This window comes from uncultured Roseovarius sp. (genome assembly GCF_913057115.1).
Classification (GTDB): Bacteria; Pseudomonadota; Alphaproteobacteria; order Rhodobacterales; family Rhodobacteraceae; genus Roseovarius.
Window position 1 is genome coordinate 22532 of record NZ_CAJXNN010000025.1, and the last position, 14535, is coordinate 37066.

The window sequence follows — 14535 nt, forward strand, 5'->3', positions numbered from 1 at the left end:
AAAGAACACTTGCAACAACCCAATATAAATCATGAAGGCTTTTCGAAGGTAATTGCCTCTATAACAGGATAAAGGTCGGTAGCAGCGCGGCCAGTGTCGCAATTCGGAAAGTTGGTATGCGACAAATTGACGAAAGCTGACGCAGAGACAAACGCGCCGAGGGCGCCACAGGAATCGAAGGAAACCGCTCATGTCTGATGAAGAAGACGACATCATCCTGTCGGAACTGGACGACGAGGAACTTGTCCAACAGATGTGGGACGACCTTTACGACGGTCTGAAAGAAGAGATCGAAGAAGGCGTCAATATCCTGCTTGAGCGCGGCTGGGCGCCTTACAAGATCCTGACCGAAGCACTGGTGGGCGGTATGACCATCGTCGGCAAGGACTTCCGCGATGGCATCCTCTTCGTGCCCGAGGTGCTTTTGGCCGCCAACGCCATGAAGGCGGGTATGTCGATCCTCAAACCGCTGCTGGCCGAAACCGGTGCGCCGCGTGTGGGCTCCATGGTAATCGGCACCGTCAAGGGCGACATCCACGACATCGGCAAGAACCTTGTGTCGATGATGATGGAAGGCGCAGGGTTCGAAGTGGTCGATATCGGCATCAACAACCCGGTCGAAAACTACCTTGAGGCCTTGGAAGAGCATAAGCCCGACATTCTGGGCATGTCGGCCCTGCTGACCACCACCATGCCCTACATGAAGGTTGTGATCGACACGATGGTCGAACAGGGCGTGCGCGATGACTATATCGTTCTGGTGGGCGGTGCGCCCTTGAACGAGGAGTTCGGCAAGGCCATCGGGGCCGACGCCTATTGCCGTGACGCGGCCGTGGCCGTTGAAACCGCCAAGGAATACTGCGGTCGCAAGCACAACCAAGGTGCGACGGGCTAAGGGCCTCACATGACTTTGATGTCTAAGCGGCCCGCCCTAGCAGCGGGCCGTTTGTTTTTGAGGGCAGACCATGAGCGATTTACCCAGCGATAGCATCCTGACCGAAGATGGCTTTGCCGGAACCGACGCAGGTGGGCGGATATTGCTGATCGCCTGCGGGGCTTTGGCGCGCGAGATCATTGCGCTGAAACGGCTGAACGGCTGGGATCACATGGACCTGCAATGCCTGCCTGCCAAGCTGCACCTCTATCCAGACCAAATCCCCCAAGCCGTGGAACAGGCCGTCACCGAGAACCGCCAGAGTTATGACCGCGTTTTCGTGGTTTACGCCGATTGCGGCACTGGTGGGCTCTTGCAGGCCAAATGCGCCGAACTGGGCGTCGAGATGGTGGAGGGCCCGCATTGTTATTCCTTCTTCGAAGGCAACGCCGCCTTTGCCGCCCATGGTGACGAAGAAATCACTGCGTTTTACCTGACGGATTTTCTGGTCAAACAGTTTGACGCCTTCGTCTGGAAACCCATGGGTTTGGACCGTCACCCCGAACTCCGCGACATGATGTTCGGCAATTACACCAAACTGGTCTATCAGGCCCAAACCGATGACCCGGCCTTGCGCGCAAAGGCGGAAGACTGCGCCGCGCGGCTTGGGCTGGCCTATGAATACCGTTTCACGGGCTACGGAGATCTGGCCACCGCACTCGCAGATCAAGCCAGGACACCCTGACCTTCTTCTGTTCAAAAATATCCCGGGGAGTTTGAGGGGCAGCGCCCCTCATTCAAACAAAACCAGCGCGGCGAAGCCGCACATTCGGGTCTCGGTTACTCAGGCCGCCTCGGACGCGACGGTGCGGATACGTTCGATCATCGCGCGCAAGCCATTGGACCGCTGCGCCGAGAGATGGTCGTTCAGCCCAAGGCGAGCCAGTTCCGCCGGGGCATCGACTTTTGGCACCTCGGTAACTGGCAAATCGTTGTAAAGCGCCCGGAGGACCGAAATCAGGCCGCGGACGATCATGGCGTCGCTGTCTCCTTCAAAGGAAAACCTGCCGCCCTCGGTCTTGGGGTGAAGCCAGACCTGACTGGCGCAGCCCTCCACTTTCGTAGCGGGCACCTTGAGCGCGTCGTCCAGCGGCTCCATCGCGCGTCCGTGGTCAATGACGTAGCGATACCTGTCTTCCCAATCGTCGAGAAATTCGAAATCGGCAACGATATTTTCAAAGGCGTCTTGGGCCATGGTTCACTCCGGTTTGTCTTGGTTAAAGACCTAGGCGCGGGAAAGGTGAAGGTCCAGACCCCGCTTATACCTTTTCAAGGCGCGCGTGATAGGATAGTCGGGACAAAAGAGACAAAGGCGTTTGCGATGCGGATTTTTCTTTCCCTTCTCGTAGTTTCTTCGCTGGCTTTGGCGGGTTGTAGCGGTTGGCGCGATTCGCGTGTGAACCCGTCCAACTGGTTTGGCGACAGTGAGCCCCGGCGCGTGGCCAAGGCCGAGACCACCGAAGAAGTGAACCCGCTTATCCCGGAACGGACGGGGATTTTCGACAGACGTACAGAGAATGTCTCATACGAGGGAACCCCCGTCGATCAGGTGACTGCCCTGAGTATTGAGCGCACCCCGGGTGGGGCCATTGTCCGGGCAACCGGCCTTCCCCTTCGCCAGCAGGCTTTTGATGCGCGGCTGGTCAACGAGGGCGACGAGAACGACGAGTTGCAAACGGTCGACGGCGTTCTGACCTTCCGGCTGTCGGCCGTTCAGTCGCGAACCGCGCCGCAAGGCCCCGAGCGGACCCGCCGTATTCACGTCGCGCGGTTCGTGTCGGACCAGACACTCGCGCAGACGCGTGTCATCCGCGTTGTCGGTGCCCGGAACGAACGCGTCTCGCGGCGCTGAAACGTTCTACAAATCAACTGTCTTGATAGACCCGCCTTTGGCGGCCAGGGCGATTTCACCATCACAAAGGCGCAGTGCGTCTTGTCCGAAGACATCGTTGCGCCAGCCGCGTAAGGCGGGCACATCGCGCAGCCCCGCGGAAAGTGCATCAAGGTCCGCCGCACTGGCGATCAATTTCGAGGCGACGCCAAAGTTCTCTGTCTTGGCCTTGAGCAAAACCCGCAAAAGGTCGGCCAAGGCCGGGTTCACTTGCAGCTTTTCGCGGCTACGATCGGGTTTGGGCAGGTTTTCGGCTGGGCAATTCACCCCGGCGTCAACGGCCTTCAGAATACCATCCGCAATATCGCCCTTGCGCGCCTCGCGCAGAAGCAGGCGCGAGCGTGACAGATCCTTGTGTGACAGGGGTTTGGTTGAGGCCAGTTCGACAAGCGCGTCATCCTTGAACACGCGATTGCGTGGAATATTGCGGGATTGGGCGTAGTCTTCGCGAAAACGGGCCAGCTCACGCACGATCGCCAAGAATTTCGCCGAGGGATTGCGGGTTTTGACGCGCTTCCACGCCTCGTCCGGTTTGACCACGTAGCTGGAGCCGTCCGTGAGGATTTCCAATTCCTCGGCGACCCATGCGGCGCGCCCGGTATCCTCAAGCTTCTTGGCCAGGAATTCATAGATCTGACGCAGGTGCGTGACATCCGCCAAGGCGTACTTCTTTTGCGCCTCGGTAAGGGGGCGGCGCGACCAATCAGTAAAGCGCGAGCTTTTATCAAGCTGTTGCTTCGCGATCTTGCGGACCAGCGTTTCATATCCGGCCTGATCGCCAAAGCCGCAGACCATCGCAGCGACTTGCGTATCAAACAAGGGAGCAGGAATAACGCCGGCATCGACGTAGAAAATCTCGAGGTCTTGGCGTGCGGCGTGGAACACCTTGACCACCGAGGTATCGCGGAAAAGATCGTAGAGCGGCTCCAGCGATAGATTGTTTTCCAGTGGATCGACCAAGACGGCGTTGCTGTCGTCCTTGCCCGGCAGAGCGAGTTGAATAAGGCAAAGCTTGGAATAATAGGTGCGTTCGCGCAGGAACTCGGTATCGACAGTAATGTAATCGTGTTTGGCAGCCTCGGCACAGAAATCGGCAAGCTCTTCGGTGGTTGTCAGGGTTTTCATCTAAGGCATTTCTATTCTTGAATGGGTCGAGGCGGGAAACCGCGCTTCATACCCGTATAGGCAAAGACGCAGGCAATGAAAATGCCCCGCCCTATTTGCCCTTTTGTTAAAGGAAAACCGGGGTTCGGTCGCCTTGCGCGAAGCGGCGCAGGACCGCCGGATAGAGTTTGTGCTCTTGGGTCAGGACACGCGCCGCGAGAGTATCAGGTGTGTCGTCGGGGAAGATGGGCACGCGGGCTTGGCCAAGGATGGGACCATCGTCCAGTTCTGGGGTGACTTCATGCACGGTGCAGCCGGCCTCGGTGTCGCCGGCCTCGATGGCGCGGGCATGGGTGTTGAGGCCGCGATACTTGGGCAGAAGTGAGGGGTGGATATTGAGCATCCTGCCCTTGAAGGCGTCGATGAAGAGAGGTGTCAGGATGCGCATGAACCCGGCGAGGCAGACGATGTCGGGGCGGTGCGGCTCAAGCGCGGAAAAAAGCGCCTTTTCAAAGGCCTCCCGGTCACCCTTAAAGTCACGGTGATCGACAACTTCGGTCGGAATGCCGCGCGACCGGGCCTTTTCCAGCCCGCCCGCTTGATCGCTGTTTGCCAGAACGACCGCGGGCTGCGCCGGGTGATCGCTCGTCATGCTGTCCACCAGCGAGACCATGTTGGACCCGCCGCCGGAAATCAGGATGGCGACCCGTTTGGTCACGCAAGCGCCCCGCTGTAGCGGACGCCTTCGCCCTTGGTGACGGTGCCCAATTTGGAGACGGTTTCACCTTCGACCTCAAGCAGGGTCACAAGGTCTGTCACATGGTCGGGTTTGACCACGAGGATCATGCCGATGCCGCAGTTGAAGGTCTTGAGCATCTCGGATTCGGCCATGCCACCTTCGGCTTGCAACCATTTGAAAACAGGGGGCAATTCCCATGCAGACAGGTCCACATCCGCGCCCAGATCATCGGGCAAGACACGCGGCAGGTTTTCGGTCAGACCGCCGCCGGTGATATGGGCGAGCGCGTGCACGCCCCCGGCCCGGACGGCGGCAAGCGCCTGTTTGACGTAAAGCCGTGTCGGGGTCAGCAGGGCCGCGCCGAGGGTGCCTTCGGACCACGGGCAATCGGCGTCCCAGCCAAGGCCGGACAGCTCGACCAGTTTGCGCACCAGTGAATAACCGTTGGAGTGGATACCGTCGCTGGCCAGCCCCAAAAGGACATCGCCCTCGGCCACGTCCACAGGCAGGTCCGCGCCGCGCTCCATGGCCCCCACGGAGAAGCCTGCGAGGTCAAAATCGCCCTCGGGGTACATGCCCGGCATTTCCGCCGTTTCGCCGCCGATGAGCGCACAGCCCGACAGCTCACAGCCCTCGGCGATGCCTTCGATGATGCGCGCCGCCGTGTCGGTTTCGAGCTTGCCGGTGGCGAAATAATCGAGGAAAAACAAGGGCTCCGCCCCTTGGCAGACCAGATCGTTGACGCACATGGCCACCAGATCGACGCCCACCCCATCGACATTTCCGGTATCAATCGCGATGCGCAGCTTGGTGCCCACGCCATCGGTGGCGGCGACCAGAATGGGGTCGCTATAGCCTGCGGCCTTGAGGTCAAAGAGCGCACCGAAGCCGCCCAGACCGGCCATGACGCCGGGGCGGTTGGTGCGTTTGGCGGCGGGTTTGATCCGGTCGACAAGGGCGTTGCCCGCGTCGATATCCACGCCTGCATCCGAATAGGTGATGCCGTTCTTGCCCTCGGTCATGTCCAAGCCCTTTGCCGTATCCTGTGGGCGCGGGATTAGCCCAAGTGAGGGGCGAAGAAAAGCGCCTTGGCAGCGCCCCTGTCCCGAATCACGGTTAACGCGTTGAAACGCCGCGAAAATGCCCTGTCGGCAGCACGTCGGTAAAACGTCGGTATTGCGTCGGTGAGGACATCGGTGCGGAGGCGGGGTTAACAGGGCGTGCGCTGCTTGCTTGACCGACCTGTCCCATCTGCTAGAGACAGACGCAGGTCGGGCCTGTAGCTCAATTGGTTAGAGCAGAGCGCTCATAACGCTTTGGTTGGGGGTTCGAGTCCCTCCGGGCCTACCATGATTACGAAGCGGGAAGACGTCATGCACAAAACATCCCTGTCCCTTGTCGCGTTCGCCCTGCTATCGGCTTGCGCGGATACGACGCCGGCGGCCATGGTCCAACAAGACCGCCTTGAGGTCTTTGGCGTGGAAGACGGTGATATGCTGAAGCTGCGGGCCGGGCCCGGAACGGGGTTTGACACGATCGTCGGCCTGCCCAATGGTACGATGCTGCGCGTGCGGGACTGTTCGCGAAATGGTGGTACGCGGTGGTGCGAGGCCGCGCTGGACCGGGCGCCGGGGCTGCGCGGCTATGTGTCGGAGACCTATCTGCGAACGCCTGGTTGATTGGTGTCAGGCGTCACCGGCCGATCACGATATCCGCCTGTAGCCCGCCCAAGCGCTGGCTTTCACCAAGCCTCAGTGTCCCACCATGGGCGCGGGCGATGTCGAGGGCGATGGAGAGGCCCAAGCCCACGCCGGTGCCGGTGTTCTGGTTGCGGGCCGGGTCGAGGCGGGCGAAGGGTTTGACCGCCTCCTCGCGTTGATCGGCGGGAATGCCCGGTCCGTCGTCCTCCACACGGATGCGCAGGGTCTTGTCGGTGATCAGCACCGAGACCTCCGCCCGCGTGCCGTAGCGGGTGGCGTTGCCGACGAGATTCTCGACCGCGCGCCGGATACCGCCCGGACGCAAGGCCACCTGCCCTTCGCCTTCGACCAAGGCCAGCGTGACCGGCACCTGCCCGCGTTGGAAATCCTCGATGATCTGGCTGACAAGGGCCACCGGGTCCACCGGTTCGGGTTCGCCTTCCTGTGCGCCGCGCGCGAAGGCGAGGAATTCGTCGAGCAAGCGTTCCATGTCCTCGACGTCTTGTTCGAGTGCGGCGCGCTCCTCGTCTTCCAGCATGCTGAGGCCCAGTTTGAGACGGGTGAGCGGCGTGCGCATGTCGTGGCTGACCCCAGAGAGCATCAGCGTGCGCTGTTCGATCTGGCGTTCGATCCGGGCGCGCATGTCCAAAAAGGCGTTCCCGGCGGCGCGCACCTCGGTCGCACCGGTTGGGCGATAGGCGACGTGGCGCCCCCGGCCAAAGGCCTCGGCGGCGCGCGCCAGCCGGGTGATCGGGCGCAGTTGATTGCGCAGGTAGAAATAGGACACCACGGTCATCAACCCCCCGAAGACCACCATGTTCACCAAGAGTTGGTGGGGATTGGAGGCCGAGACACGGCGGCGGTCGAAGCTGAGTTTCAAGGCGCCGTCCGGGCGCTCGAAAAAGAGATGCACGACATGGTCATCAGGCAGGTCGACGGCCACGAGGCTCGGCAATATCTGCTCGAAGTAGCGGATCACGAAGCGGCCGGTGAAATCGTACCAGCGGCGGCTGTCGCGCCTGGGAAGGGTCTCGGGCGGGATTTGCACCACGTCGATTTCAAGCGTCTCGGCGACGGTTTGCGTGTCTCCGCCCTCTTGCAGGATCAGGCGCACCTCGCGGCTGACCGAGCGGGTCATCTGCTCGGTCACGCCTTCGAAGTGGCGTTGGATGAAGACCACCGAAACCACCAAAAGCACCGTCACCACCGGCAAAAGCAGGATGAGGATCGCCCGGCCAAAGAGATTGCGGGGCAGATAGGGTTTGAGCCAGCGAAACGACATGCGCTAAACCTAGCGGTGAGGCGTGGCAAGAGGAAGACCCATGGCAGAGCAAAGCGCGTTTAACCCGCCGGTGGGCGTGGCCGAGGACTTGGGGCGCGGTGTGCGGCGGATTCTGGCGCCCAATCCCTCGCCGATGACGTTCCGGGGGACCAACACCTATCTGCTGGGGGATCGTGACGTCGCGGTGATTGATCCCGGGCCTTTGAACGAGGCGCATCTGGAGGCGATTCTGGGGTCCGTGGGTCAAGGGCAGCGGATCAGCCATATCTTCGTGACGCATGCGCATCTGGATCACTCCCCCTTGGCCGAGGTTTTGGGCCGTGCCACGGGCGCGCCGGTTCTGGCCTATGGCGGGCCGGACGCCGGGCGCAGCGCGGTGATGGAAACCTTGGCGCAAAGCGGGCTTGCGGGCGGTGGTGAAGGGGTGGATGCCGGGTTTGCCCCGGACCGGACATTGGCGGACGGTGAAGTTGTGGAGGCCGCGGGCTGGCGCCTCAGGGCGCATTGGACGCCGGGACACTTCGGTAACCATATGTGTTTCGAAGTGGACGAGATGCTGTTCACCGGCGATCTGGTGATGGGCTGGGCGAGTTCCATGGTCTCGCCCCCCGATGGCGACCTGACCGACTTCATGGCCTCCTGTCGGCGCTTGCGGAGCCTGGAGGCGAAGGTGATGCATTCGGGGCACGGAGCACCGATCGAAGACCCCGCCCGACGGGTGGATTGGCTGATTGCGCATCGCGAGGGGCGCGAGGCCGACATCCTGCGCGCGCTGGAGGCAGGCGCGGCCACGGCGCAAGAACTGGCCGAGGCGATCTACACCGAAACGCCCCCTGCCCTCATTCCGGCCGCAACCCGCAACGTGCTTGCGCATCTTATTGACTTGGCGAGGAAAAACCGGGTTCATAGCCTTGAAGCTCTAAGTCGCACCAGCCGCTTTTCCCTCGGCTCCGGCGCTGTCTGAGCGCGTAACAACTTTTTGTCAGAAACCCTCTGGACGGGGGGGATTCCTATTGCTATATCCGCCCTCGTGTTCCGGCGTAGCTCAGCGGTAGAGCAGTTGACTGTTAATCAATTGGTCGTAGGTTCGATCCCTACCGCCGGAGCCAAAACTTCCTACAATTTCCTGATTTCATTACAAAATAATGATACCAGTCTTCTGGCGTCAGGGCTATACGGGATGCTGAGGCGATTTCGCATCGGAGGTTTGGGGTCGGCTTCTGTTCAAGTTGAGGCGACCCTTGATTGATGCTGCAGGCGGCGTTCTCGGAAAGTTTGTTTCTTGATCTTCTCTTTCATCTTGCAGAATCATCGCGCCCCGGTCGCGATAGGTGCCGCCGGGTGTCAGGCTTCGTGGACTCACGTCTGAACGGTGGTTTTGGTGGTTGACGGGCAATCTGCTCCCACCGAAACGCAGGATGGTTGAAACGGTCAACACTGGTCAGCAGGAGCCCAAAGCGGCCGACCCATCCGCCAACCTTTTCAAACATTGCGGAGAAGCCGATAACCGCAAAAATCATGATCACGAAGCTGCAGATTGCCGACATCATATTGCACCTTGATCAACGCGAAGCACTCGGATTACGTTCGACCGTAGGATGTGCTCTGCGCTCAAGTACGATATGAGGATTCGTTTATGCCTACTTTTTCAATCTCAGGTTTCCAAGTCACCCGCAACGCAAGTGATCAAATTGTCTCGGTCGATCCTGTTGTTCTGAATGTCATCGCTCCGGTTGGTCAAACAACCTTCACATATATCATAGACGATCCGGCAACTTCCGAGTTTTTGACGGAAGTGGATATTCAGGCAGGCGAGGCATTCGCAACGGTGTCCGGCGCGGGTGTTCCCGGTGCCATCGCCTCCGTTCCCGAGGATGCCATAGCCGCTTTCGGGAATGTCGAGGTCGATAGTGGTGCAAGCAATCACCTGATCCTCGCCTTCGAGGTTCTTGCGGACGACGGAGCGTCGGTGGATTTGATCTTTCAGGTCGGGGGCGACCCACTGACCTATCCGACGACGATCGCCCAAGCCGAAGCCCTCGATGCGTCGATCACCGGATTCAGCGATGCCACTGGCGACTTCGGGCCCAATACCGATATTCCTTTCGCGGATCTTGCGAACACAAGCATCAGTTCCTCGCCCGATAACGTGATCCTCGGCGGAGATTTCAGCGATTCCCTGATCGGCACGGACCAAGATGACTACATCGCAACCGGCGACAACGCTGGTGGCAGCTTTGATAGTGATTACGTTCGGGGCTCCGAAGGCGATGACACGATTGACATGACCGGAATCGAAACCGGATTTGTTATCATTGATTACTCCGCCTTGAACGGCTCCGGCCAGGCGATCACCGCAGATCTTGACGGAACCACGAATTCCGGGTCGGTCGATAAGGGCAGCTTGGGGACCGATCAGATACTTGGTGCTGAAAACGTGCTGGATGCGGGTTGGACGTCAGGGGGGCTGAACCTGGTTGGCACCGAAGGGAATGACAGCTTCAGCTTCACAATTGGTGACGAACAATGGATGAGCGTTGTCGCCAGTGACGGCGTGGATAGCTTCGATGTCAACGGCGCGGGCCTCTTGCGTTTTGATTTCCGCGACGCGGAAGAAGGAGCGAACGTCAATTTCGCCACGAAAACCATCATCAACGACGGTTATGGCAATACCGAGACGATCAGCGGAAACAACACCCTTTGGGAAATGCAAGGCTCGCGGTTCGACGATACCTTCACCGGGTCCGGCAACAACGAATCCTACCGGGCCTGGGGCGGTGACAATACCATCAACGGCGGCGGCGGGTTTGACCGCCTGCGCTATGATCGCGGGATGATCCTTTCGGTCGACGCTGATTTGGAGCGCGGCACGACCGAAGGGCTTTCTGTCGTCGGTGGTTTCGACCATAACGACTTTGCAAGCACTTTTGAAACCTTCAGCGACACGATTTCCGGGATCGAATGGCTGCGCGGCTCGGGCGGGAATGACCGGCTCGCCGGTCAAGCGGGCGTGGACAATCGCTTCGAAGGGGACGGGTCTGGCCCTTATGCCGGTATGGATGTTTTCGTTTATCGCGGCGGCAATGACACCATCACGGACTTTAATCCTCTTCAAGATACCCTTGTCATCGACCTCCCCGGCGTGGACCTTGCCGCTCTCGAAACGATTGAGCCGGTCGAAGTCCAAGGCGGCATTATGGCCGATTTCGGATCGAATAACACTCTGACCCTTCTGGGTGTTTCCATTGATAGCGAGATCAATGTGCAGGTGAATGCCGGTCTGAATGAGATCATGGGCACCGATGGCAACGATACGCTCAACGGAACCGCCGGTGATGACCTGATCAAAACCGGCGATAATGCTGGCGGGTCAACAGGGTATGACAGCGTCGTGGGCTCGGCGGGCGACGATACCATTGATACCACGGGCATCAAAACCGGCTATGTCGTGCTTGACTATGGTGCAGGCGGTGGCAATGGCACTCCGGTCGACGTCGTTATCGACGGGAGCAGCAACACAGGCAGTGTCGACAAGGGTGGACTTGGCATCGATACGCTGCGCGGTATCGTCAACCCGCTTGATGCAGGGGCACGCACCGGCGGTCTGGGCATTCACGGGACGGACGGCAATGACAGCTTCGATATCAGGCTCACATCCTCCTACAACGAGTTCTACTATGGCCAGCAATGGATCAACATTCGGGGCGGCGACGGTGTAGACAGCTACCAGTTGGAAGGGACCGGCACCGTGCGGCTGGATTTCCGCGACGCCACCCAAGGGATCAATATAGACCTGACCCAATCAACCGGCCAGATCTTGGATGACGGCTTCGGCAACACCGAAACGATTGGCGGCATCAATCCTGTGGCGCAAATTCAAGGGTCAAGCCACGATGATACCTTCATGGGCGGCATCAACAGCGAGACCTATCGCGACTTCGGCGGCAACGACGACCTCGATGGTGGTGGTGGTTCAAATGACAGCCTGCGCTATGATCGTGACGTCATTCAATCGGTGAACATCAACGGTGATACCGGCGTGGCGACGGGCACGCTGACGGGTGGCGGGACATTCACCGATACGATCGCGAACTTCGAGGACTTCCGCGGATCTTACGGCAATGACGAGATCAAGCTCGAAGACTTCTCGGCGTTCGGACGACTGAGCGCCGACGGCTCCGACGGTGACGATACCCTGACCGGTTCGAACGGGAGCGATACCCTAACGGGTGGCCGCGGAAACGACGAATTGAACCTCGTCGGCGCGGGTGGTGGCAACGGCGGCGCGGACATGGTTTTCGGGTCGCAGGGGAATGACAGGATTGATTTCTCGGGGTCTGACCTGGACTACGTCACCCTTGACTATTCGGGCATGGAGGATCCGGTCAGCGTGACCCTGAACGGTGACGCCAATACCGGGAGCGTGAACAAGGGCGCGATGGGAACCGATACACTTGTCGGGATCGCCACGCCTCTCAACGCGGGATGGACTGTCGGCGGTCTGGACCTGCGCGGCACTTTTGGTGACGACGACTTCGACCTTACCCTCGCGGACGAGCAATGGATGTCGTTGACCTCTGGGGACGGGACGGACAGCTTCACGATAAATGGCGATGGCTTCGTGCGGCTGAATTTCCGGGATAGCTTCGACGAAGGTATCGAGGTTGACCTTAGCCTTGCCAGCGGTCAGATCATCAATGACGGCTTTGGTAACACCGAAACCATCAGCGGCAGCGGCGCGGTCTGGGAAGTTTACGGCACTTTTGACGATGACCGTTTCACCGGCTCGGATGCGGATGAATCCTGGCGCGATGATGCCGGCAATGACACGCTCGACGGCGGCGGTGGTTTCGACCGGCTGAGATACGACAGCATGGATTACTGGGCCGGTGTCGACATCGATGCCGTAGCAGGGACGGTCACGAACCGCGGCAACACCGACGAGGTTGACCAAATCAGCAACTTCGAGTGGTTCCGCGGTTCCGACAACGATGACCGTATTGCCGGCGATGGCGCTGATAACCGCCTGCAAGGCGGTGGCGGCAACGACACCCTTATCGGTGGCGGCGGCGATGACACCCTCGAGGGTGGTGGCGGCGAAGACGCCTTCGTTATCGGGGCCGGTGTCACCACCATCGAGGATTTCGAACTCGGCATCGACAGTTTCGATGTTGTGATCGAGGGTGTATCCGAGGAAGACAGGGACCAAGCGCTGGCCGGTGCGACGGCTGTGACGGGTGGCGGGGCTGTTGTCGACTTCGGCAATGGCAACACGCTGACCTTCGGCAACCTGACCGAAGCCGAGGTTGCGTCCCTGTCGCCTGCGCCCCCGCCCCCGCCGGTCACGCCAATCGCATGGACGGTGGGTGACCCGCACCTTCTGACGCTTGACGGTGTCGGTTATGACTTCCACGCCATTGGTGAATTCGTCCTGCTCAATGGTATCGCGGGCGGTGCCTTCGAGAATTTCGAGATTCAGTCACGCATGGGGCCGGTCATCGACTCCGATGGCAACACCGTGCCGGGCGTATCGGCCAATGTCGCCGTGGCCGCGCGGCTTGGCGATGGGTCGGCTTTGATGATCGATTCCACCGATTTGGACCCGCTTTCGATTGATGGCACCGTCCAAACCCTTGCCGATGGTGGTGTACTTGAAGTGGGCAATGATCGCATCTTCCGTGAAGGCGATACCTACACGGTCGTCTTTGCCGGGGCCGATGGCACCGTTGGTGAGGGCGACGCCCGGCTTAGTGCGATCGTCCGTGATGGCCGTATGGATATCGGCATCCAGATCAGCGAGGCCATGGCCGGTGAGGTCGAGGGGCTTCTGGGCGATGGCAATGGCAACCCCGATGACGACATCGCGCGTGCCGACGGTACCGTTCTTGAGCGGCCCTTGGCCTATGACGACCTTTATGGTGGCTACCGTGACGACTGGCGCGTGGACAGCGAGGCCGAAAGCCTGTTCACCTACGACGCAGGCGAATCGCTGGCCGGGTTCTATGACCCCGCAGCACCGGCGGATATCCCCGATGTGGGCGATTTTGATCAGGCCGATGTTGATGCCGCGCGCGATGCAGTCACCAATGCAGGCTTGGAACCGGGGACCTTGGCCTTTGAAAACGCCGTTCTCGACTTCCTGCTGACAAATGACGAGGAGTTCATTGAATCCTCATCACAGGAAACCGCCCCGACCGAGGACAATGCCGGATCGGCCGGTACCTTGGAGCAGGGTGAAACGCGGGTCACCATCCATGTCAATCTCGAAGACATGGAAGGCGGGGCGCTCGAAGGTGCCGTTGTCAACTTCTCCGCGGGTGGCGCACCGATTCTTGGCCAGACAGGCAGTGCGGCTGGTGCTTACGAAATCCGGCTCGGCTCGAATTCCGATGCCGGGCGCGTAGACGCGGTGCGAGGTTTCGAAGACGGCGACGCCGAGATCAACGTGCAAGACGCCTTGAACGTTCTGCGCCTCGCCGTGAACCTCGACCCCTCGTTCGGACCGGCCAACGCCGAGAACTTCATCGCCGCCGACATTGACCAAAGCGGCAACGTGAATGTCTCGGATGCATTGGACGTGCTGCGTTTCGCCGTCGGGCTTGAAAGCGAGAATGCCCCGAAATGGGTGTTCCTCGACAAGGATCAGGACCTCTCAAGCATCGACAAGGACAATGTCACCTTCGATTCCGGTATAGACAGCGGGGCAATCTCGGATGGCCTCAGCCTCGATATGGCTGGGATCCTTCTGGGCGACCTCGAGGCGCGGCCCGAGGTCTGAGCCACCGCAACTTGACACCTTGACACGCCCCCCTCGCTTTGGGGGCGTGTCAGCTCGGGGATGGTGCGTCGCCCTCCCCCTCACGAGGCGAAGCTATGCCAACAAGA

11 protein-coding genes and 2 tRNA genes are annotated in these 14535 nt (G+C 60.2%); 8 read left to right on the forward strand and 5 right to left on the reverse strand.

What is annotated here, in order from left to right; translation table 11 throughout:
- Nucleotides 1-190 precede the first annotated feature (190 nt).
- Nucleotides 191-895, forward strand: coding sequence for a B12-binding domain-containing protein (locus QZ498_RS11450; RefSeq protein ID WP_294622346.1), 705 nt, complete (start codon nucleotides 191-193; stop codon nucleotides 893-895).
- A gap of 70 nt (nucleotides 896-965) precedes the next feature.
- Nucleotides 966-1619 carry a DUF1638 domain-containing protein gene (locus tag QZ498_RS11455; protein WP_294622348.1) on the forward strand — a complete coding sequence of 218 codons (654 nt, stop codon included), beginning with the start codon at nucleotides 966-968 and terminating at the stop codon, nucleotides 1617-1619.
- Nucleotides 1620-1718: 99 nt separating this feature from the next.
- Here QZ498_RS11455 and QZ498_RS11460 read toward each other — a convergent pair whose 3' ends face one another.
- Nucleotides 1719-2129, reverse strand: a complete 411-nt coding sequence (locus tag QZ498_RS11460) for a SufE family protein (protein WP_294622351.1) — start codon at nucleotides 2127-2129, stop codon at nucleotides 1719-1721.
- A 126-nt stretch (nucleotides 2130-2255) separates the two neighbouring features.
- On the opposite strand from QZ498_RS11460, the gene QZ498_RS11465 reads away from it, so the two are divergent.
- On the forward strand, nucleotides 2256-2786 hold the full coding sequence (locus QZ498_RS11465) for a hypothetical protein (protein WP_294622352.1): 531 nt from the start codon (nucleotides 2256-2258) through the stop codon (nucleotides 2784-2786).
- A gap of 6 nt (nucleotides 2787-2792) precedes the next feature.
- Here the strand turns inward: QZ498_RS11465 and rnd are convergent, their stop codons facing one another.
- The 3 genes from rnd to purM all read right to left on the reverse strand — a co-directional run bounded on the left by rnd (nucleotide 2793) and on the right by purM (nucleotide 5690).
- On the reverse strand, nucleotides 2793-3950 hold the full coding sequence (rnd, locus tag QZ498_RS11470) for a ribonuclease D (protein WP_294622354.1): 1158 nt from the start codon (nucleotides 3948-3950) through the stop codon (nucleotides 2793-2795).
- Between the two features lie 106 nt (nucleotides 3951-4056).
- Nucleotides 4057-4647, reverse strand: coding sequence for a phosphoribosylglycinamide formyltransferase (purN, locus tag QZ498_RS11475; RefSeq protein ID WP_294622356.1), 591 nt, complete (start codon nucleotides 4645-4647; stop codon nucleotides 4057-4059).
- Nucleotides 4644-5690, reverse strand: a complete 1047-nt coding sequence (gene purM, locus QZ498_RS11480) for a phosphoribosylformylglycinamidine cyclo-ligase (protein ID WP_294622358.1) — start codon at nucleotides 5688-5690, stop codon at nucleotides 4644-4646. Before purM ends, purN begins: the two co-directional genes overlap by 4 nt.
- A gap of 251 nt (nucleotides 5691-5941) precedes the next feature.
- Here purM and QZ498_RS11485 point away from each other — a divergent pair.
- Together QZ498_RS11485 and QZ498_RS11490 are read left to right on the forward strand one after the other, a co-directional pair.
- Nucleotides 5942-6018, forward strand: a tRNA-Ile gene (locus QZ498_RS11485).
- 23 nt (nucleotides 6019-6041) lie between these two features.
- Nucleotides 6042-6347: an SH3 domain-containing protein gene (locus tag QZ498_RS11490; protein ID WP_294622360.1), complete on the forward strand. Its 306-nt coding sequence runs from the start codon at nucleotides 6042-6044 to the stop codon at nucleotides 6345-6347.
- A 13-nt stretch (nucleotides 6348-6360) separates the two neighbouring features.
- Here QZ498_RS11490 and QZ498_RS11495 read toward each other — a convergent pair whose 3' ends face one another.
- Complete coding sequence (locus QZ498_RS11495; RefSeq protein WP_294622362.1) at nucleotides 6361-7650, reverse strand: ATP-binding protein; 1290 nt, start codon at nucleotides 7648-7650, stop codon at nucleotides 6361-6363.
- Nucleotides 7651-7690: 40 nt separating this feature from the next.
- On the opposite strand from QZ498_RS11495, the gene QZ498_RS11500 reads away from it, so the two are divergent.
- The 3 genes from QZ498_RS11500 to QZ498_RS11510 all read left to right on the forward strand — a co-directional run bounded on the left by QZ498_RS11500 (nucleotide 7691) and on the right by QZ498_RS11510 (nucleotide 14428).
- Complete coding sequence (locus QZ498_RS11500) at nucleotides 7691-8614, forward strand: MBL fold metallo-hydrolase (RefSeq protein WP_294622364.1); 924 nt, start codon at nucleotides 7691-7693, stop codon at nucleotides 8612-8614.
- A 70-nt stretch (nucleotides 8615-8684) separates the two neighbouring features.
- Nucleotides 8685-8759, forward strand: a tRNA-Asn gene (locus QZ498_RS11505).
- Between the two features lie 527 nt (nucleotides 8760-9286).
- Nucleotides 9287-14428, forward strand: a complete 5142-nt coding sequence (locus tag QZ498_RS11510) for a VWD domain-containing protein (protein WP_294622366.1) — start codon at nucleotides 9287-9289, stop codon at nucleotides 14426-14428.
- The last annotated feature ends 107 nt before the right edge of the window (nucleotides 14429-14535 follow it).

What these genes read in the sequence shown, in the direction of transcription:
- QZ498_RS11450 (WP_294622346.1), top strand. Translation starts at nt 191, where the DNA reads ATGTCTGATGAAGAAGACGACATCATCCTGTCGGAACTGGACGACGAG.
- QZ498_RS11455 (WP_294622348.1), top strand. Translation starts at nt 966, where the DNA reads ATGAGCGATTTACCCAGCGATAGCATCCTGACCGAAGATGGCTTTGCC.
- QZ498_RS11460 (WP_294622351.1), bottom strand. Translation starts at nt 2,129, where the DNA reads ATGGCCCAAGACGCCTTTGAAAATATCGTTGCCGATTTCGAATTTCTC.
- QZ498_RS11465 (WP_294622352.1), top strand. Translation starts at nt 2,256, where the DNA reads ATGCGGATTTTTCTTTCCCTTCTCGTAGTTTCTTCGCTGGCTTTGGCG.
- rnd (WP_294622354.1), bottom strand. Translation starts at nt 3,950, where the DNA reads ATGAAAACCCTGACAACCACCGAAGAGCTTGCCGATTTCTGTGCCGAG.
- purM (WP_294622358.1), bottom strand. Translation starts at nt 5,690, where the DNA reads ATGACCGAGGGCAAGAACGGCATCACCTATTCGGATGCAGGCGTGGAT.
- QZ498_RS11490 (WP_294622360.1), top strand. Translation starts at nt 6,042, where the DNA reads ATGCACAAAACATCCCTGTCCCTTGTCGCGTTCGCCCTGCTATCGGCT.
- QZ498_RS11495 (WP_294622362.1), bottom strand. Translation starts at nt 7,650, where the DNA reads ATGTCGTTTCGCTGGCTCAAACCCTATCTGCCCCGCAATCTCTTTGGC.
- QZ498_RS11500 (WP_294622364.1), top strand. Translation starts at nt 7,691, where the DNA reads ATGGCAGAGCAAAGCGCGTTTAACCCGCCGGTGGGCGTGGCCGAGGAC.
- QZ498_RS11510 (WP_294622366.1), top strand. Translation starts at nt 9,287, where the DNA reads ATGCCTACTTTTTCAATCTCAGGTTTCCAAGTCACCCGCAACGCAAGT.